The sequence below is a fragment of the Chryseobacterium sp. BIGb0232 genome, assembly GCF_024810195.1.
In the GTDB taxonomy this organism is placed as follows: Bacteria; Bacteroidota; Bacteroidia; order Flavobacteriales; family Weeksellaceae; genus Chryseobacterium; species Chryseobacterium pennae.
Genome location: NZ_JANUEH010000002.1, coordinates 48,550 through 71,693, shown reverse-complemented (window position 1 = coordinate 71,693; position 23,144 = coordinate 48,550). Strand labels below are relative to the sequence as shown.

At 40.1% G+C, this 23,144-nt stretch carries 3 protein-coding genes; all 3 read left to right on the top strand.

The window, feature by feature from the left end; all coding sequences use genetic code 11:
- Window position 1: 1 nt before the first annotated feature.
- The 3 genes from M2372_RS06475 to fabD are packed head-to-tail and all read left to right on the top strand — an operon-like array spanning window position 2 to window position 23,135.
- Window positions 2-11,545 carry an SDR family NAD(P)-dependent oxidoreductase gene (locus M2372_RS06475; RefSeq protein WP_123319607.1) on the top strand — a complete coding sequence of 3,848 codons (11,544 nt, stop codon included), beginning with the start codon at window positions 2-4 and terminating at the stop codon, window positions 11,543-11,545.
- The gene (locus M2372_RS06470; protein ID WP_123319606.1) at window positions 11,545-20,904 is read left to right on the top strand and encodes a non-ribosomal peptide synthetase; all 9,360 of its coding nucleotides are present in this window, start codon (window positions 11,545-11,547) and stop codon (window positions 20,902-20,904) included. The genes M2372_RS06475 and M2372_RS06470 overlap by 1 nt, the downstream gene beginning before the upstream one ends.
- Window positions 20,901-23,135, top strand: coding sequence for an ACP S-malonyltransferase (gene fabD, locus M2372_RS06465; RefSeq protein ID WP_123319605.1), 2,235 nt, complete (start codon window positions 20,901-20,903; stop codon window positions 23,133-23,135). The genes M2372_RS06470 and fabD overlap by 4 nt, the downstream gene beginning before the upstream one ends.
- Window positions 23,136-23,144: the final 9 nt, after the last annotated feature.

Genomic DNA, 23,144 nt, shown 5'->3' with positions numbered 1-23,144 from the left:
GATGAAAACAATATTAAAAGAATTTCAAAGCAGATTTACAGGATTGGAAAAGTTTCTTTCTGACCATGTGGTTCAGGGAACAAAAGTCCTTCCCGGAGTTGCTTACCTTGAATTGGCCCGTTTTGGAGGAGAATACATTCTTGAAAAACAGGTGACAGGATTACGTGATGTGGTTTGGATGCGCCCGATTCGCGTTCATAATGAACCAGTTGATGTGGTAACCGGGTATATGGAAGAAGTTTCAGGAATTACTTATGAGATTGGTTCTCGAAGCTCCGGTACCAAAGAAATACATAGCCAGGGACACATTTACACAGGAATTTTACCTATCCCACGTACAATTGATCTGCAAGCTGCACGGATGTCATGTAAACAGGTTGTTTCTGCAGAAGAAAGTTATGAAAGTTTCCAGAGTCGGGGACTGTTCTACGGTCACACATTTCAGGGAATCAAAGAGATGTACTGCTCAGAAACCTGTGCGGTATCTCAAATAATATTACCACGGGAAGACGGTTTTGTTCTTTCTCCGGGAATGCTCGACAGTGCTTTACAAACTTGTATGGGAATTGGGTTTGTCCCGGAAGGAGGTTCGCTTGAACTGCCTTTCAGCCTTCGGGAATTGAATATATATGGCACATTACCGGAGACCGTTTGGTGCTATACTGAAGTGACGAACCCGAAAGCACGTCTGAAAGAATATTCTATTTACCTGTCTGATAATTCAGGAAAAGTATTTGTGTCACTAATTGGTTTTTCCGCTTTAACATTAGCCGCAGAGAAACCAGAGGTGAGCCAGAATCACCCCGATCCGGTTTCTGCTATATTAGAAACAGCTTCAGTGAGTTACTACCAAAGTACCTGGACACAGGAAAACCTTGTGCCGGATGCAGATGTTACTTTATCCCCAGCCGATACAATTGTTCTGATCGATTCTTCACAAGAGCTTATCGCTTCAGTATCGGAATCTCTGGACTGTAAAGTACTTCATCTTTCTTCATCTTCTTCTGTTGATCTGTTTGAAAGAATAAAGAAAGAGATTCTTAAAAGTATCACCAGCAAATCACCATTGAATCTTACTGTTGCGGGATTAACGTCTCACTATCATTGCTTTGGATTTTTACGCGGATTAATCAAATCAGCAGAGCAGGAATGTTCCTGGTTTACAGGAAGACTCCTTGGACTGGAAGATTTTAATGCTCCTGAAAAATGGGTGCAGATCCTAAAAAATGAACTCAATACTGCTTCCAAAGAGATCAGATACCAAGGAGGAATCCGTTCAGTATGTACACTAAAGTCTGTGGATCTTACGGATAACCGAAGCATTTCCTTTCGCCCGGAAGGGATATACCTTATTACAGGCGGATTTGGCGGTTTAGGTATTCAGTTGGCCCAGCACATCAGCAGGAATTATCCAACAGCTACAATTATTCTATCAGGACGGAGAACAGCTAATGCAAAGCAGCAGGAGTTACTGTCAGATCAACCTTCATGGAGATACCTTCAAACTGATGTAAACGATACCGTTTCTGTTGAAAGACTCATAAGCCAAATCAAAGAGGAATATGGATATCTGACCGGAATCATTCACGCTGCAGGTGTTCTCAGAGACAGTTTATTGGTTCAGAAAACCCACGAAGAAATCAAAGCAGTGTTTGATCCTAAGATTTCAGGGATTATAAATCTGGACGAGGCAACCAAAGATGAGTCCCTGGACTTTTTTGTTAATTTTTCTTCTGTATCTGCCGTATTGGGTAATATTGGTCAGTCAGATTATGCATCCGCGAATGCCTATCTGGATGATTACACACATTACCGTAATATTTTAGTTGAACGCGGAGAAAGACACGGACAGACTCTGAGTATAAACTGGCCGTTGTGGCGTTCTGGTGGCATGCAGATCGACGAGTCATCAGAACAGTACTTAAAGCGACATTGGGGAATGGAACCTCTTCCAACCAATTTGGGAATGGATGCCCTGGATGCTATTTTGAAAAGCAGTTTGAATCATATTTTGGTTCTCTTTGGTGAACAGCAAAAAATAATTAAAAAAATCCCACTTGACAACATAACCGTAACAACCAATGAAGAACCACAAATTGCTGGTATGAGTATAGAAGTAATAATAAACCGATTAAAGGAAATTTGTGCAAATCTCCTGAAATTAAATGTATCCGATTTGGATGCAGACTCTCATTTGTCAGATTATGGACTGGATTCAATCATCATGATGAAACTCCTCACGGCATTGGAAGAAACATATGACTGTGTTTTGGATCCCACTACGGTCATCCAGCATCCGTCAATCGGAGAGTTGGCTGCTTATCTTGTAGATAACAAACTTGTTGCAGCGGAAGAAATTCTACAGAAAAATGCAGTTCCGGAAACTCAGGTTTCAGGAACTCCGGACAAACAAGTTAATTCATATAAAACCAATAGAGTTGCTATTATTGGAATTTCCTGCAATTTGCCTGAATCTGAAAATACTGAAGAACTTTGGGAAAATCTACAAAACGGGAGAGATCTGATCAGTGAAGTTCCTGTTAACAGATCTTTTCGTAAAGGTTATTATAACGAAACAAAAACAAATTCAACATCCTATTCAAACAAAGCAGGATTCATGAAAAACCCTGCTGCATTTGATATTCATTATTTCAAGATAAAGCCGGAAGAAGCTCTTGCAATGGATCCGCAACAGCGGATTGTTCTGGAACTAACACGCGACCTGCTGGCATCTGCAGGTTTCGAAAAAGAAGAACTGGCAGGAACTAATACCGGCGTATTTATTGGAGCAAAAGACAATAATTATATCAGGAATGGATATGATTTACTTCCCGAGGGAACACACCAGCATATCATTGTAAATAGCATCAGTAATATGATTGCTGCCCGGGTTTCAGATTTTTATGATTTGAAAGGAACCAGTCAGGTAATTGATACGGCTTGTTCCAGCTCACTGGTTGCGATCCATCAGGCATGTGACGCAATTCTTTCGGGTAAGCTTAACATGGCTATTGCAGGAGGTATTTCTGTAATAGTAGACGAATATGGACATGTTGGATTTAGCCAGGCAAATGTTCTTTCTGCTGACGGGAAAAGTTACGTTTTTGATGAACGTGCCAATGGTTTTGTACTGGGAGAAGGAGGTGGATTGGTTCTGCTGAAAGATTATGGACAGGCACTGCTGGATGGAGATAGGATTTTAGCTGTGGTGGAGGGATCTGCAGTTAATAACGATGGACAGACAATGGGAGTTACTGTTCCCAATAAACAAGGTCAGAAAGAGGTAATTGCAGAAGCTTTGGCTAAATCTGAAATACATCCCGATCAGATTTCCTATTATGAAGCCCATGGTACAGGAACACTGCTTGGAGATCCCATCGAAATTAATGCTGCTTCTGAAGTCTATCAGCAGCAAACAGATAAAACCGGATTTTGTGCGATCGGTTCGGTAAAAAGTAATCTTGGACATACCATGACTGCAGCTGGTGTTACCGGATTGATCAGGATTATTCTGCAGATGCAGCATGATGAACTCGTTCCTACCATCCATTGTGAAAAGCCACATCCGAGATTTAAATTCAATGAATCACCGTTTTATCCGATTACTGCTCGTAAAAAATGGGATGTACAACAGAAAATTGCAGCGATCTCAAGTTTCGGATTTGGGGGAACCAACTGTCATCTCATTTTGTCGAAAGCCACTCAGGATAAAATGAATTGTAAACGAATCCCGTTAAAAGTTCAGCGTCAATCAGAAAATTACTGGTTAGGGGACACCAATTCCGCCGTTTTTGAAAAAGAAGAAGTTACCCCAAAAACAATTGTAACGAAACCTTTGATCCATGGGTTGGAAAATGAGATCATTCGTCTGATTCGTAATAAAATTGTTCAAAAAACAAGCATTCAGCCGGCAGATATTTTAGTAGATGAAGGGTTTATGGATCTTGGATTGGATTCTACAGTTTTGATTCAACTTACAAGCGAATTAGGTGACGATTGGAATATTGAACTTTATCCTACTTTGCTTTTCCAATATGATACAATAAGAAAATTTGCTGCATATATTGCCGCAACGTACAGTTCTGAACTTGAAAATCTTCAACAAGTGGAACCAGTCTCAGCCTCTTTTGAGGAAAAAGAAGAACCACAGGAGATTAAATCTGAAAAACATTTGAAAGAAGGCCTGCTGGCTTCTGAAGATGAAATTGCCATAATAGGCATGACAGCCAGATTTCCGGGAGCAGAAACACTGGAAGACTATTGGGGAAATATTTTAGAAAACAAAGACCTGATTACTGAAATACCAAAAGATCGTTGGAAATGGGAAATGTACTATGGTGATGAGAAGAAAGAACGCGGAAGAACAAAAGCAAAATTTGGAGGTTTTATTTCCGATATAGATAAATTTGATCGCCAATTTTTCAGGGTGCTTCCATTGGAGGCACAGCTGATGGATCCTCAGCACCGTATTAGCATTGAAGGTGTCTATCATTTATTTGAACACGCAGGAATTGCACCGGAACAAATGAAAGGAACCGATACCGGAGTATTTATTGGTGTATCCAGCTCAGATTATGCAACGCTGATCAACAAGGAAGAAGGACTCAACCAATATGCACAATACGCAACCGGAAATACCCATTCTGTATTGGTAAACCGAATATCCTATCTTTTTGATCTTCACGGTCCGAGTATTCCGGTCGATACAGCTTGTTCCAGTTCATTAATTGCAATTAGCAGGGCTGTAGAAAGTATTCGGTCAGGCAATTGCTCAATGGCAGTAGCGGGCGGAGTAAACATTATTTTATCCCCGGAATTATCACTGTCGTTCAGTCAGGCTGGAATGTTAAGTGAAGACGGACGTTGTAAAACATTTGATAAAAATGCCAACGGATATGTTCGTTCCGAAGGAATGGGATTGATACTGCTGAAATCCAAAGCTGCCGCTTTACGCGATGGAGATCAGATTTATGGAGTCATTAAATCTGTGGCCGAAAACCACGGTGGGAAAGTAAGCACCTTGACATCTCCGAATCCTAATGCACAGCGAAACCTTATTATTCACGCCATTCAGAAAGCGGGACTCCATCCGAATGACATCAGCTACATTGAAGCGCATGGAACGGGAACGCCACTTGGTGATCCGATTGAAATAGATGCACTTAAAATGGCTTTTGAAGAGCTGACAGGAAATACTCCATTAAAACAAGCAAATTGTACACTTGGTAGTGTCAAAACTTCTATTGGTCACCTGGAAGCAGCTGCTGGTATTGCGGGTATAATAAAAACCATTCTGTGCCTGGGGCATCAGACATTGGGCGGAAATCCGCATCTCAAAGAACCAAACGAATTATTGAAGCTACACAACAGTCCGTTCCGATTGGCAAAAGAAACAGAATACTGGGAGTCTGTAAATAAGAAAATGAGGACAGCCGGAGTGAGCAGTTTTGGATTTGGCGGAGCCAATGCGCATGTGATCCTGCAGGAATATGCTGACAATGAAGCAAAGAAGCCGACGCATGGAAAGACATTGGTATGTTTATCAGCAAAAACGGAAAGCCAACTTCTGACTATTCAGAAAAATCTGTTTGCCTTTCTTCAGAAAAATTCAGATTGTTCATTGCACGATATCGCTCAAACATTACTTGTAGGAAGAGATGCAATGTCCATAAGAACTGCTTTGGTAACGGATTCTCTGAATGATTTAAAACAACAATTAGAGCAAGTGATTCTTGGAAAACAATCTGCGTTTGTTTCCGGAATGGCAGATTTAAATGCCTTTAATGAACAAGATATAAAAATAGCTGTCCGGCGAAATCTTCTGGTTTCAAATGAATTGGAATCGCTTATGCATTCCTGGCTGAAGGGCCAGCCGGTAAGCTGGAAACAGTTCTACGATGCAGCCGAAGTACGGAGAATAGCGCTTCCCGGATATCCATTTCTGCGTGAGCGTTGCTGGTATAACGAAATTAAGGAGATCAGTACATCCGAAGGATCTCAGACTAAAGAGTTTTTGCAGATAGACCATATCGTTGGAAATGAAATTGGAATAGAAGAATTGGGGAGCGGAATTGTGATGGTTAAAATGCAATCCCGCGAAACCAAAAATATGCTTGATGATCAATTGATCAAAAGTCTTACAAAAACATTTTCGGAACTGGAGCAACGGGCTGATCTGAAAGTTGTAATTCTGACTGGCTATGACAATGTATTTTGCATGGGTGGTTCACAGGATGTTTTAAATGGAATTGCCAGTAAGAAACAAAAATATACTGATGCACCGTTTGTATATCAGGGACTCCTTGAATTTAAAGTTCCTGTTATTACAGCAATACAGGGAATGGCTGTTGGTGGAGGGCTGATTTTCGGGTTGTATGGAGATATCGTTTACATGGACGAACGGTCTACTTATAGTTCCAACTTTATGAAATACGGCTTTACCCCTGGGATGGGTGCCACCTATATCATGCCGAAGAAACTTGGTCAGCAGCTGGCTCAGGAAATGATGTACACTGCACGACTGATCGGTGGAAACGAATTGAGAGAAAGAGGAGCCACTGTAAAAATTACGGCAGACGTACTGAAGGAAGCTATCAGGACAGCAAAAGAGCTTGCTTCCAAACCGAAAATTGCTTTGGAAGTTTTGAAAAGAAACCTTTCTGACCGAATGTTGCAGGATTTACAGCTGCATGTGAAGGAAGAATTGGAAATGCACGATAAAACATTTCATACTGATGAAGTCAGAAACCTCATTATGTCAACGTTTAATCGTCCAAATGCGGTAAATCCGGAGAAAAAGATCACGATTGCTCCGGTTGACTCAAAAGTTAAACTTGCACATCCTGATATGATTGCTGCTAAAGGAGTAAAGCCATTCAGTTTTGAGCCATTCATAAAAGTATCACTTCGTGATGTCAGACAAACAGATTTCATCAGTGAACTAAAACCGGTCACCCAACCACTATTGGTTGAATCGAAAAGGGAAGGAAAGTATATTAAATCAGACCAGCAGAAGGTAACCGTTCAAAGTGGAACTATTATTGATTTTCTGAAAGATTGTGCTGCCGCATTATTGAATCTCCACACAGACGAAATTGGAGCAGATGATACATTCCTGGATATGGGAATTGATTCCATCAGCGGAGTGGAATTCATACGGTCCGTCAATGAAAAATTTGATCTTCAGTTGGAAGCGGTATTATTGTATGATTATCCGAATATCAAAACCTTATCGGTATTTATTGAAAAGAATTCAATGACGATTCCGGTTATTTCCCAGAGAGAATCCGCTCAACCGGCTGCAGAACCCGTTATCTTACCAGGGAAAGAAGAAATTGAGACCGTACAGGAGAACACTACAGATGTAACCGGATCTCTGAAACAGATTTTCAGTCGGATGCTGAACCTTCCTGTTGAAGAACTGTCCATCGATGAATCTTTTATTGATTTCGGAGTAGATTCTATCAGCGGTGTTGAAGTGGTACGGGGAATCAATGAACAATTTGATCTGTCATTGGAAACCGTTATTTTATACGATTATTTCAATATCCGGAAACTTGCAGGTTTTATCACAGGTCAGCTTCCGGAGAAATTAATAATAATACCTGAGACACAAACTACTTCAATTAAAGAAAACGTTGTGTTGGTTGAAGAAAATCAGCCTCAGATTTCAGCAATGGATATTGCCATTATTGGGATTAGTGGTCGCTTTCCACAGGCAGATAATGTTGATGAATTCTGGAAAAATCTGGCTTCAGGAAAAGACAGTGTGACTGAAGTTCCGGGGAGGAAGTGGTCTGTAGCAGACATTTATTCTGAAGAGAGAGGGGTTCCTGGCAAATCCTATGGAAAATGGATGGGAGCCATTCATGACGAAGATAAATTTGATACCTATTTTTTTAATATTTCTCCGGCAGAAGCAAAAAAAATGGATCCCCAGCAACGGGTATTCCTGCAAGAAGTCTGGAAAACATTTGAAGATGCAGGTTACTCACCTGAAAGTCTTTCAGAGAGTGCCTGTGGTGTCTTTGTAGGTGTTGGACCGGGAGATTATTTTGACCGTTTTAAACATAATGAATTATTGGATAATCATGTATTGACAGGTGTTACCACTTCGATGCTTGCTTCCCGTATTTCTTACTTATTGAATTTGCAGGGACCTGCAATTGCCATTGATACAGCCTGTTCAAGTTCGTTGGTAGCCCTTCATCAGGCCTGTTCAAGCCTTCGGAACGGTGAATGTGAAATGGCTATTGCCGGTGGTGTAAATATCATGACCACAGAAAGTATGCATATTCTTACCAGCAAGACGGAAATGTTGAGCGAAGATGGTAAATGTCATACGTTTGATAATCAAGCGAATGGTTTTGTTCCGGGAGAAGCAGTTGGGGTAGTTTTGCTAAAACCGTTACAACAGGCAATCAATGATAAAGACAACATTTATGCGGTTATCAAAGGGAGTGCAGTCAATCAGGATGGAAAAACCAATGGTATTATGGCACCAAGTGCCAATTCACAGAAAAAGCTTATTCAGCAGGTATTAAACCGTTTTGATATTGATCCTGGAAGCATTTCTTATGTAGAAGCACATGGAACCGGAACGAAACTCGGTGATCCGATTGAGATCAAAGCACTGAAAGAAATGTATTCCGGTGAGGATTTCAAACCGGAAAGCTGTGCACTTGGCAGTGTAAAAACAAATATTGGGCATGCTCTTACCGCTGCCGGAATTTCCAGTTTACTTAAGGTGGTCCTTTCTATGAAAAACAAGCAGATACCACCGTCGTTGCATTATAATCAGTGTAACGAGCACATTCAGTTAAATGGAACCTCTTTTTATGTGAATACAGAATTGAGAGAATGGAAATTACCAAATTCAGGAGTTCGCAGAGCTGCCGTCAGCAGTTTTGGATACAGTGGCACCAATGCCCATGTGGTACTGGAGGCATTTGAACGATTACCGGAAAAGGCGGTTCAGGATCAGGAGCGGTTATTTCTATTTTCAGCAAAAAATCAGGAACGGTTGGTGGAAATGGTAAAACTGTATTGTGAGTTTCTTCAGGAAAAACGTAATTTAAATAATGTATCGTACACCCTTCTAACCGGAAGAGAAGCAATGCCTGAACGCTTGGCTGTTGTTGCTTCAACACAAGCAGATTTGCTTATTACTTTGCAGGAATATCTGAATGGGACAGGTGCTCATTACATAACGGGAAATGTAAAATCGCAAGGTATCCACCAGCGCTCATTACGAATTGTAAATCAAAGATTACAGGAGATTATCAAGAGTTGGTTAAAAGGACAGTCTATTGAAGTAATTTCTTTATTTGATGGAGAAAAACCTGAAAAGATCAGTCTGCCGACCTATCCGTTTGAGAAAGAACGTCACTGGGTGGATGTAGTGCATACAAAATCAATTGAAGCATCTGTGAATACTCCATTGAATGAATGGATATACAAAACCACAATAGCTCCGAACAGTCCTTTGGTAAACGATCACAAAGTTCTGGGACGGAAAATTGTACCTGGAGTGTATTATCTCCAGATCGTAAAAGAGGCCATGAAACAAGGATTTCATTTGGACGTTAATCGTTTCCGTAACATTCAACTGTTGGATCCCGGGTATATTGGGCGGGAGCCAATTACCTTTCAGGTTGAAATCAAACAAAAAGATCAGGAGTTTGAGTACCGGATTACTACAGTAGAGCAGGGTCAGACGAAAGTGAAATCTCAAGGATTCACGTCATTTTCAACAGAACAACCTGTTATTTCAGGTCGCAAACATGAACAATACAAATTACTTCCTTTTGCCTTGGAAAATAATGAGTTTTATGAACGATTCGCTTCTATAGGATTGGAATATGGTCCGCTTTTCAACGGGATGAAAAAGCTGTATTTCAGTGAAAATGAAGCATGGGCCTATTCAGAAAAAATTGGAAATTCAAGTGAAGAATCTGTTCTGGGTCAGCTAGATACTTGTTTTCAAACTTGCCTGGGCATAGATTACAAGAACTCAACTCTGAAACTTCCTTTTGGAATTGAAGATTTATTGCTTTACCACTCAATGCCAGAAAGGGTTTGGACCTATGCGCGAAAAGAATTGGACGTACAGGGTAAAACTACATTCACTGTCGAAATCTACGATGAAGAAGGCCTATGCCTGGGAAAAGCACAAAACGTAGCTGTGTTTCCATTACATGAAGCAGTAAACAAATCTCAAATTGTAGAAAACAGAAAGAAACATTTATATATCCCAAAATGGAATAGAATCAAAACAGGGAAAATATCTGTACAACCTATTTTAAATATTGGACAACATTTAATTATCGGACAAAAAACAGATAAAATCCTATCAGATAGCTTAGCACAAGATCTGAAGAAGAAAGGGATAGTTCCGTTATATGCGGATACTCTGGATCACGTTCCGGTGGGAGTTGGGCACATATATCTTTTGCATGGACTTCAATCTGCCTACAGTCAGGAAGATAGTCTGGAGCAGATGGAGTACACCGTTTTCCGAGCAGTCAAAGTGCTGCAGGAAAGTACTTTTAGCCCCAAAAATATAGAATTAACAGTATTTACCAGAAATACTCAAAAAGTATTGGATACAGATACAGTCAATCCGAAAGGAAGCGGTATTGTAGGAATCATCGGGTCTTTAGCAAAAGAACAGCCGGGATGGACCATCCGAATGATTGATCTGGGAACAGAAACTACATGGAACTGGGATGCCCTGATATCTCATTCATCCAATAAAGATGGAGCAGTAGTAGCCTATAGAAATGGCTTTCTGTTCAGATCTGAACTGAGACCACTGGATCAACATACTAGTGTTTCATCCAAACTGAAACAGAATGGAGTCTATCTTTTATTGGGTGGAGCCGGAGGAATAGGACGAGTAACATCTGATTATCTCATTAAACAATATAACGCCAAAGTAATCTGGCTGGGAAGAAGAGGAATGGATTCTAAGCTTGAACAAGAGATTAATTCGGTTGGTACTCCTTCCAATCGACCGGAATACTTCCAGTGTGATGCTACAAAAAAATCAGAAGTAGAAAATATTCATAAGTTATTTATGGAACAGGGACTCCACATTAATGGAATCTTCCATTCTGCCATTGTTTTAAATGACCGCCTGATCAAAAATATGAAGGAACAATCGTTTAAAATGGCATTTGAACCTAAGTCGCTGGCTACACAAAATCTCTTTGAAGTATTCAAGGGGGAAGCACTGGACTTTATTTGTTTTTACTCATCCATTCAGTCTCAGGTAAATGCCGCCGGACAAAGCAATTATTCAGCCGGTTGTACATACAAAGACAGCTATGCACATGCATTGCAACAGGAAAGAAAAAAAACACCGGTGTATATAATCAACTGGGGATATTGGGGAGACGTAGGAATTGTTTCCACAGACGAATACAGAGCAAAACTTGCAGCGTCAGGGCTGGGAAGCATTAACGCAAAAGAAGGAATGCAAATTCTTGAACAAATTTTAGCAGGAGAACAAAAACAATTGGCAGCAATCAAATTTCTGAACTAATGAGCCTAATCAATCAAAATAAAAAGATATCACAAGTAAATCAATATTCTCAGGTAGTATTGAATATACCTGAACCACAACGTTTCCATGCTGAAACAGAGAAAGTATGCTTAATGGAAAAAATTCTTTTCCAAGGACTGATTACAGTATTGTACAATCTAGGGTTGAGAGAAAACGGAAATCAATTGAGTAAAACGAGTGAACTGGCGGTACAATTGGAAATTTTACCGAAATATGAAAGACTGTTCACAGAATTGATTGAAGAGCTGGTTCAACACGGTTATTTAGCCCTATCAGAAGATGCTTTACATATTTCCAGCGAAATCCTGTCGATGAATAAGATACTCTCAGATCTTGCCGATTTCGGTAAAACTTATCCGGATTTTAAACCGCATACCCGGTTGATGAGCCTCTGTTTTGCAATGTATGGAGATATTCTCACAGGGAGAAAACGTGCTACAGACATTATTTTTCCACTCGGATCATTGGAATTAGTGGAAGGAATTTACAATGGCAACAAACAAGCAGATTATTTCAATGAATTACTAGCTGGTCTGGTACAAACTGGAGTTGCCAGTACTGATGGGAAAATCAGGATTTTAGAAATTGGTGCCGGAACAGGCGGGACAACTAAATGTGTACTGAACAAGTTGGTTGCACAAAAAGAGTTCATTGACTATCATTTTACAGATCTTTCAAAAAGCTTTCTGTTCAATGCTGAATCACTGTTTAAATCGGATTTTACAGGATTCAGAACATCCATTCTGAATATTGAAAAAGATCCTTTAGAACAAGGATTTACGGAAGGGACTTACGATATTATCATTGCCGCTAACGTATTGCATGCTACAAAAGATATCACTAATACGCTTACACAACTGAAAAAGCTGTTGAAAGCAAATGGTGTGGTACTGATGAATGAAATTGCACGTAAGGAATTATTCACAACACTGACCTTTGGACTTCTTGATGGATGGTGGTGGTATGAAGACGAAGAACTCCGATTTAAAAACAATCCGGGACTATCTTTTGAAAACTGGACCATTGCGCTGGAAGAAACCGGTTTTGTAAGAAGTACTGTTTATCCGTCTGGTAACAGCTGTTCCCAGCAAATTATTGCTGCTTATAGTGATGGATGGATTGAACAGGAAATAAGTTTAACACAGACTCAGACTCAGCTTACAACATTATCTGCCCGGAAACAGGTTGCCTCAGACAGTAATCTCATTCTCGAAGAACTCAAAAACATATTTTCTTCTGTTTTACAATGCGATGCAAAACGCCTGGATCTGAATGCTCCGTTTGATGAATTGGGAGTTGATTCCATTATGATAGGAACACTTTCCAGACAATTGTCACAAAAATACGGTGATATTTCAGTAACACTGCTTTTTGAATACGGAACAATTAATGAACTGGCTTCTTACTTATCAGTACAAAATACTGAACCAATGGTTATTGTTGCGGATGCTTCAAAAGAGGATAAGGTTTCTTTAGAGCCTAAACAAATAGGGAATTTCCTCATCAATATGTTTGCTGAATTACTACAATGCGATGCAAAACGCCTGGACCTGAATGCTCCGCTTGATGAACTGGGAATAGATTCTATTATGATTGGAGAACTTACCAAAAGAGTGCAACGCATCATTCCCGTCATATCGTCAACCATATTTTTTGAGTATTCAACAATTAACGAACTGACACACTATTTTTCAGAAAATTATTCAGAATATTTTGTTTCTGAACCGGGGCTTTCTATTTCTGACCCCACTCAGGGGCAAGCGCAAGCTTCACAATCTGCGAATACCTCATCTATTCATGAACCTATTGCAATCATCGGTGTAAGTGGTAAATATCCGGGAGCAAAGACTTTAGATGAATTGTGGAAGGTATTATCCGAAGGAAAAGATATGATTTCTGAAATCCCATTGAATCGATGGGATAATGAGATATTTTTTGACCCTTTGAAGGGAAAACCTGGTAAAAATTACTGTCCTTACGGAGGTTTTATTGATGAATTCGATCAGTTTGATCCGCTATTTTTCAATATTTCTCCCAGAGAAGCAGAACGGATGGATCCGCAGGAACGTTTATTCCTTCAGACTGCCTGGGAATCCATTGAAGATTCCGGATACAAATACACAGACTTCAGTAAACGTAATGCTGTCAAAACAGGTGTATATGTTGGGGTAATGTATGAAGAATATCAGCTGTATGGTGCTGTAATGGAATCTGAAACCGGAAGAGTTGCATTAGGAGCTAATCCGGCTGGAATTGCAAACAGGGTTTCATACTGTATGGATTTCAATGGACCGAGTATGGCAGTCGATACGATGTGTTCATCTTCTTTAACAGCCATTCACATGGCATGTAATGATCTGAAATGTGGCGATACAGATATTGCTATTGCCGGTGGTGTAAACCTTACCCTGCATCCTAATAAATACCTCGTATTGAGTCAGGGTACATTCCTGTCACCGAAGGGCCGCTGTGAGAGTTTTGGAAGTAACGGGCAGGGATTTGTTCCGGGTGAAGGAGTTGGAGCAGTAGTATTAAAACGACTTTCAGATGCACAGAAAGACGGAGACCAGATTTATGCAACAATTCTTGGAACAGCTATTAATCACGGAGGTAAAGGTAATGGGTATACCATTCCTAATCCTGCTTCACAGGCGAATGTAATCAGTTCTGCATTGTCAAAAGCTGGTTTGTCCGGCGAATCAATTAGTTATATTGAAGCTCATGGTACCGGAACCAGTTTGGGAGATCCAATAGAAATTGAAGGACTGACAAAAGCGTTTAATTCAGAAAAAAAACAATTCTGTAAAATCGGTTCCATTAAGTCCAATATCGGGCATTGCGAATCTGCTGCCGGGATTTCAGGACTGACGAAAATACTTTTACAGCTCAAACACAGACAATTGGCTCCATCTCTTCATTCCCAAAGTCTTAATCCGAAGATACGTTTTGGTGATACACCTTTTTCAGTCCAGCAAAGGCTGGAAGAATGGAATGTTGAAGACGGCACTTTACGAACAGCAGGAATCAGTGGTTTCGGTGCAGGGGGTGCCAATGCACATATGATTGTTCAGGAATACAAGGCGGTACAAAAAAACTATACATCAAACGATCCTGCACTGATAATAATTTCTGCGAAAAACGGAAAGCAGCTACAATATTATGCACAAAAACTAAAACTTTATATTCAGGATCACCCGGATCTTTCTGTGTATAATGTTGCATACACGCTTCAAACAGGGCGTATGGCTATGGAACACCGTTTGGTCATTGAAGCAGATGACCTGCATGATCTGACGAAGCAGTTAAATGCTTTTCTTACTGGAGAATCAGGTAAATACCTTGTAGGTTCTTCAGAAAACGGTACTCGATCCGGAGTATTTTTTTCTGTATTTAATGAATTGGCAAATCAATGGGTAAGCGGATCAAATATAAACTGGTTAGAGATTTATAACGGACAATTCCCACATAAGATCAGTTTACCAACGTATCCATTCGACAATAAACGGTATTGGTTTGATAGCTTTTTGGATAAAGAGATCAAAAAGAAATTAGATACTGAAATAAAACCGGCCATTATCCCGGTTTCAAAATCACTATACCTCAATGGTCTGCAAGGTAAATCAACAGGCACGGTAAATACGACTTTTCCTGAAAATGGAATTGCTGTTGTGGCCATGGAATCCAGAGTTTCAAAAAATATGTTTACTTATGATATGGTCAATGACCTTTATCTGGCTTTCCATCAATTGAGCAAGCGAACAGATTTGAAAGTAGTAATTCTGACCGGATATGATACCATTTTTGCAATGGGTGGAGATAGGGAAGGACTTACAGATCTTTCCGATAATAAAGGAGCTTATACAGATTTGCCGTTTTTATATAAAGGACTGCTGGAATTTGATTTACCAGTGATTACAGCAATACAGGGGCATGCATTTGGCGGCGGCCTAGTTCTCGGATTATACGGTGATATAGTCTTACTTTCAGAAAAGAGTACTTACAGCGCCAATTTCATGAATTATGGATTTACACCGGGAATGGGAGCTACTTTCCTGTTGGGAGAAAAACTTGGCATCAACATAGCAAATGAAATGCTCTTTACCGGAAAAATGTACAGTGGTAAAGAATTGCGCGACAAAGGTTCATCAGTGAGAATCTGTATGGATGTTGTGGGAGAAGCTTTGAAAATTGCACGTGACATGGCAACAAAACCGGTTTCTGCACTGAAGCTCTTAAAAGAGAAACTGGCTTATGACCTTTCTGTGAAACAAACAGAACATATTGCCCGGGAGGTAGAAATGCAGAAAATTACTTTTGCGCAGCCAGAAGTAAAACAGAAAATAGCCGAGCAGTTTTCCAAACCTCATATACCGGTAGTTCACTCAGTAATCCTAGAAAAAGAATCAGTGCCTGGGAAAGTTAAGTTAATACCACCAGTAGAAGTTGCAGGAAGAAAATCAATCACAGATTCTACGGAAACAATAAAAATAACTCTGAGCAGGCTGTCATCAGATAATATACTGGTTCAGAATCCAATATTGAATGATCAAAGTGAAGAACAGTTGTTCGGGACCCTGCAAAGAATTGTGGGAAAAATACTTCATATTCCAGATTCTGAAATTACCGCTGATATTCAATTTACGGAGTTGGGATTGGATTCCATCAACGGAGTTGAGATACTTCGGGAAATAAATGAAACCCTGCAGCTGCAACTTGAAGGCCCTGTATTGTATGAGTACGGGACACTCAATTTGCTTGCTGCTCACTTGAACGGTCATAATTCGAAAGCTGTGGAAATAGGTGCAGATACAGCGATAATTGTATCAGAAACAATGCATGAAGATACTTCGATACTGTTTTTCCTGAAAGAGATTGTAGCAGAAGCACTTCATCTTCAAACTACAGATATCACTGACAGCAGCGTATTTACTGAGCTTGGAATGGATTCCATTAATGGAGTGGAAATCCTTAGGGAAATCAATACCAGATTCAGTCTTGATCTTGAAGGAGCCGTTTTATACCATTTTGCTACACCCCATCAGTTGGCCAGCCATATTTCCGGATTAACAGAAAAAGGACCTGCTGTCCAAACTCCTGATAACCATACTGTAGGGATAGAAAAAGAACTCCCTTTTCTTGAAAAAACAATAGGAATAGACCTTTCTGAAGCACGAAAAACCATCAGGATCATCATTTCCAACTGTTTGCATATTAATAGTGCTGATTTCAATGATAACAGCGTATTCAGCGAATTGGGAATGGATTCCATCAATGGCGTGGAAATCATACGTGAAATAAATACAGCATTTGGAACGTCTTTAGAAGCAGGAGACCTGTATCAGTATACTAGTATTGATGATCTGATTAAACAGTTCATTACTTCAGATAATAATGCTGCAGAACAGGTTGCTAATCCAGTGAGCGAAATTTCTGCAGATATTACTCCGTTTGAATTGTCCTATATGCAACAGGCATATTGGGTGGGTGAAAACAAAGAGCTTGAATTGGGAGGAAAGCAAGCACATCTTACAGTTCGTTTTGAATTTGATTCCATAGATGTAAAACAATTGGATCAGGCAATCAATCAGTTGATTCACCGACATGGTATTTTGAGAACCAGGTTTTTGGAGACCGGTCAGCAACAATTGATAGAACATATTCCGCTTTACAATACGGTAATAAGACATCTTGTTGATATGGATCAGGAAACTACTGAACAAGCCGTAATCAGTTATGTGAATGAAAAAAGAAAATCAAGTCCTGATAAACTTAGCTGGCCATTGTTTGATTTCACAGTCTTCAAAACCAATCTTAAAGATCAGGTGGTGGTTAATCTGAGCTTACTCGTATGTGACGGAAGTAGTGTAGCGATATTTTTCAAGGAACTATTTGATCTTTATACAAATCCGGATTTAATTCTTGAACCTTTAACAATTTCATTCAGGGATTATGTTGATTACCAAAAAGAGCTTCGTAATAGCCAGAAGTACAAAGAGGCAAAAGCATACTGGAAAACCCGCCTGAAAGATTTACCACTTGGCCCTGAACTGGCTTACAGTAATGGAACGGATGAAGGCATAATGATACACAAAGAGAAAAAAATAGATCGCGAAACCTTTTCCGGTCTAAAAGATAAAGTACGTAAAAGTAATTTGTCACTTTCATCAGTATTGTGTACTGCTTATACAAAAGTATTGGCGACATACAGCCGAAGCAAACATTTTTCATTAACGATGATGACCTTGGGAAGAGAATTCCCGAATGCAGAAATCAATAAGGTTATTGGAAACTTTTCCCGTATTTCAGTTTTAGAGCTGGATTATAGAAAAGAGCAATCCTTTTCTGCAGAAGTAGCTGCCGTTTCGCGTCAGATCTGGGAAGACCAGAAATACAAGTCGTATAATGGGATTGAGGTGATTCGAGATCTCAATATCGAACGTGGATTACTTGGAAAAATTGCTATTCCGGTAACTTTTGCCAGTGCTTTTGGCCTAGGATACGATGAAAAGCATCCATTCAGAAGAGTTTCTGCAAGCCTTCAGGTTCCCCAGGTTGCGATGGATCATCAGGTTTGTGAGGAACCGGACGGATCATTACTGCTTTCATTTGACATCGATGACGGATACTTCCAGAATGGTGTCACTGATGATATTATACGTTCCTATGAAAAAGCCATCCGTATGCTTGCTGCAGCAAACTGGAATATACCTTTGGAGTCTGTTATATTGGAAGATCAGTTAGCATTGATTAACCATACCAATGAAACGGAGGCTGAAATTCCGAAAACCTTTTTATTCGATCCTTTCGAGAAAAGTACACAACGATATGGAGATAAAGTAGCAGTAATCGACGGAGAAGTAAAACTCACTTATAAAGAGATACAACGCTTATCGAATCGTATTGCAAACAAACTTAAAGAAAACGGAGCCAGCCCGAATAAGCTCATAGGGGTGTTAATGCACAAAGGTTGGGAACAGGTTCCTGCAACACTTGGAATTATGAAATCCGGCGGAGCATATCTTCCATTAGATCCTACAATGCCAGAAAGCAGATTAAATTATATTCTGGAAAAAGCCGGAGTGCACCAGGTGATAACTACAGTTTCTGTTCAGGTAGAAGAATTTGCATTCCCTGAACACGTTCGCTGTTGGAATATTGAAACCGATTTTGCATATGAGTCAGATACAAGACCTCAAATCGAACTGACAGACAGTGACCTGGCATACACTATTTTTACTTCAGGTTCTACCGGCTTCCCAAAAGGAGTGATGATTGATCACCGGGGAGCGCTCAATACCTGTATAGATATAAACAGTCGATTTAAATTGGATAATCAAAGTGTGGTACTGGCACTTTCTGCTCTCTACTTTGATTTATCTGTTTTTGATATTTTCGGAATACTTGGCTGTGGAGGTACCATTGTATTTCCGGATTATAAAAAGCTGCGTGATCCAGGACATTGGATAAAACTGATTCATGAATATGAAATCACTGTCTGGAATTCTGTTCCTGAATTGATGAATATGCTTATCGAATACAATGCATTGCTGGAGAAAAAAGTTATTCCACAACTTAAACTGGTAATGATGAGCGGGGATTGGATTCCCGTAACGCTTCCTGAAAGGATACGGCAGTTTGTACCGAATGCAAAAGTAGTGAGTCTGGGCGGGGCAACTGAGGCTTCTATCTGGTCCATTTATCACGAAATCAAAGAGGTTGATCCAACGCTGCGTAGCATTCCTTACGGAAAAGCTCTGTCCAATCAAACCATGCATGTATTTGATCAGTTTATGAATCCTTGTCCTTTTCTTACTACCGGAGATATTTATATCGGTGGAATTGGAGTGGCAAAAGGCTATCTGAAAGATGAAGAAAAAACCAGAAATCAATTTGTCCGTCACCCGGAAACAAACGAAATCATTTATAAAACGGGTGATTTGGGGCGTGTGATGCGAAATGGTGATATTGAGTTTTTAGGAAGAGAAGACTTTCAGGTGAAAGTACAGGGTTATCGCATTGAAATGGGGGATATAGAAGCTGCTTTACTGCGTTCCGATCAAGTAAAAGCTGCTGTAGTTGATATACGGAAAGATATCATTGGTAACAATTACCTTGTGGCTTATACTGTACCTAAAAACCAGCCTATCAATGAACAGGAATTAACAGAAGAGCTGCGATCTCAGCTTCAAGCCTACATGATTCCGAAATACATTGTTTCCCTCGATGATCTTCCAGTTACACAAAATGGAAAAATCGATAGGAAAAGTCTTCCTGATCCGCGAACAGCTGAGCAAAAAGAGCCTAGCGCGGAAGCAGTATCGAAAAATCTCACCATAGCACTTCAAACAGTTTGGAAAGAACTGCTTCAGGTAAATCATATTTCAGGATCAGATGATTTCTTTGAATTGGGAGGCAACTCTTTGTTGGTAATTCGATTGGCTGCTTTGCTGGAAAGTAACCTTCAATTGAAGATCGACTTAAGTGAATTATTACAAAACAGCCGCTTCTCTGCCCAACTTCAGGTGATTGCCGGTAAATCCTCAGGCCAGAATACTATAAAATCGGTTGTTGCCATCCGAAATGCCGGTGCTGCCGGTCAACCGCTCTTTTTGGTTCATCCGATCGGAGGATCCGTCTTTTGCTATAACCAGTTAGCTCGCTTAATGGATCCGGAAACACCTGTCTATGGATTTCATGCCACAGGAAATGAATCTCAGGATGTAGTGAAAATGGCCGCAGCTTATATTAAAGACATGAAATCCGTTCAGCCCGAAGGTCCTTATTGTATAGGGGGGTGGTCTTTCGGCGGAATTATTTCGTTTGAAATGGTTCGCCAGCTCGAGCTGATGGGAGAAAAAGTAGAAGATCTGTTCCTGATTGATTCTTACTTCCATTCCAGTGGATATCAATTGGAAAACGTTCACGAAACGGAAGTTTTTGAAAAATTTCTGAAGGATCTTAGTTTTCAGAAAGGTGGGCAGCTTATAAAAGGAAGCACCATGCAGCAAATGTTGGATGAGGCAGTTGAAATGAAACTGTTTCCAGCCGAAATAACCATGGAAACCGTACAGAAACTCCTCGAAATGTTCAGGAATAATTGTGTTGCTTATTCCCATTATAAGGCATTATCAACGGTGAACAGCAATACCCACATTTTAGTGGCAACAGACCGTTCATTTATCGGATCTGAAAGAGATGCAAAAGCTTGGGAAGCCTGGCTTACCGGAACCTATACTTATTATGAACTGGAAGGAGATCACTTTACAATTTTCGAAGGAAACAGTCTGAAAAAATTGGTTGAAATAGTAACCATCTCATCAAAAATTACAAGCGTATGAAAAAAGCATTAATCTTTCCGGGACAAGGTTCCCAATTCAAAGGAATGGGAAAAGGATTGTTTGAAAAATATCCGGAAATAAAAATAAAAGCCAGAGAAATCCTGGGATACGATTTAGAAGCATTATGTTTGGAAGATAAAGACGATTTGCTTGCACAAACCCAATATACCCAACCTGCAATTTTTACTGTCAGTGCTATGAATTACTGGGAATACCTGAAAGAGAATCCCAAACCGGACTTCCTGGCCGGACATAGTCTTGGAGAATATAATGCCTTATTGGCGTCTGGAGTATTTGATTTTGAAACAGGATTAAGACTCGTTCATAAGCGCGGAGCTTTAATGGCTGCTGCTTCAGGAGGAGGAATGGCTGCTATTTTGGGTACTTCAGCAGAAAAATTAAAAAAATTACTCGCTGAAGGTGGCTTTGATGGAATTGATATAGCCAACTATAATACAACGAGTCAAATTGTAATTGCAGGTCAGGCAGAAGATATCCGCCGTGCAGTGACTTACTTTGAAGAACAAAAGATCCAGGCAATTCCACTTCAGGTTAGTGCTCCCTTCCATTCCCGTTACATGAAAAACGCGGCCCTGGAATTTGAGCAATTTATCAGTGGGGTTGATTTGAACCCGTTACATATTCCTGTAGTTGCAAATACTACTGCCAATTGGTACACATCAGCAGTTAAAGAAACTTTGGGATCACAGATAGCCCAATCTGTAAGATGGGTAGATTCCATTCGGTTTTTAATGGGGAATGAAGTAACAGAATTCAAGGAAATAGGCGGCCATATTCTTACAAGAATGGTAGCAGATATCAAAAAAAACTGTTCCCCCTTGACTCATCATAAATCTTCTGTACTTTCAGGAAACGAAAAGAAAGTTTTTCTTGGAAGCAAAGATTTTTGCCGGGATTATAATATTAAATTACCTTATGTTGCCGGTGGAATGTATCGCGGAGTCGCCTCTCCCGAAATGGTTATCCGGTTGGGAAAAGCAAAAATGTTTGGATTTTATGGTACGGGTGGATTACAGTTGAATGAAATTGAAAACGGAATCAGGCAAATAAAAACTGCTCTAAAAAATGGTGAATCATTCGGTATTAATTTACTGCATCATTTCGGAGATCCGGAAACAGAATGGAAGCTGGTAGACCTTTACCTTAAGGAAAATATAAAATATATTGAAGCTTCTGCATTTATGCAAATGACAAAACCGTTGGTATACTTCCGTGTCAAAGGACTTGGAAAAGATGCTCATGGTAATATTATTTCCAGTAACCAGATCATGGCAAAAATCTCCAGACCCGAAGTAGCTGAGGTATTCATGAATCCTGCTCCGGAACGCATATTGAAACAACTTATCGCTGAAGGAAAGATCACTGAACAGGAAGCAGAAATGGCAAGAGAAGTGCCGGTTAGCCAGGATATCTGTGTAGAAGCGGATTCCGGTGGGCACACTGATGCCGGAAGAGCATTGGTTATTTTGCCTGCAATCCGAACATTGCGTGATCAGATTTCTACTGCCAGTCGTTATTCAAAACCTATCAGAATTGGTCTTGCAGGAGGAATTGGCACGCCAGAATCAGTGGTTTGTGCTTTTATGATGGGAGCTGATTTTGTACTTACAGGTTCCATAAATCAATGTACCGTTGAGGCTGGAACCAGCGACCTTGTCAAGGACCTGCTACAGGAAATGAATGTTCAGGATACAGACTATGCACCGGCAGGCGATATGTTTGAAATAGGAGCAAAGGTACAGGTACTTAAAAAAGGAGTACTCTTTTCTCCAAGAGCCAATAAGCTATATACACTTTACAATCATTATGAAAGCCTGGATGAACTTCCCGTAAATATCCGGAAACAGCTTGAAGAATCCTATTTCAAAAAAAATCTGGATGAAATCTGGCAGGAAGTCAAAAATTATCAGTTATCAAAAGGGAATAGCAGTGACATTGAAAAAGCAGAAAAGAATGGAAAGCAGAAAATGGCTATGGTATTCAAGTGGTATTTTGGATTCAGCAGCAGAAGTGCCTTGAATGGATTCAGTGACCGAAGAGTTGATTTTCAGATTCATACCGGCCCGGCATTAGGAGCCTTTAATCAATGGGTAAAGGGAACAGGATTAGAATCCTGGCGGGCACGTCATGTTGATCAGATTGGTGAAAAACTGATGCATGAGGCCACCCTCTTTTTTGAAGAAAAAGTAAACACTATATATAACAACTAAAACTAAAAA

What these genes read in the sequence shown, in the direction of transcription:
- M2372_RS06475 (WP_123319607.1), top strand. Translation starts at nt 2, where the DNA reads ATGAAAACAATATTAAAAGAATTTCAAAGCAGATTTACAGGATTGGAA.
- M2372_RS06470 (WP_123319606.1), top strand. Translation starts at nt 11,545, where the DNA reads ATGAGCCTAATCAATCAAAATAAAAAGATATCACAAGTAAATCAATAT.
- fabD (WP_123319605.1), top strand. Translation starts at nt 20,901, where the DNA reads ATGAAAAAAGCATTAATCTTTCCGGGACAAGGTTCCCAATTCAAAGGA.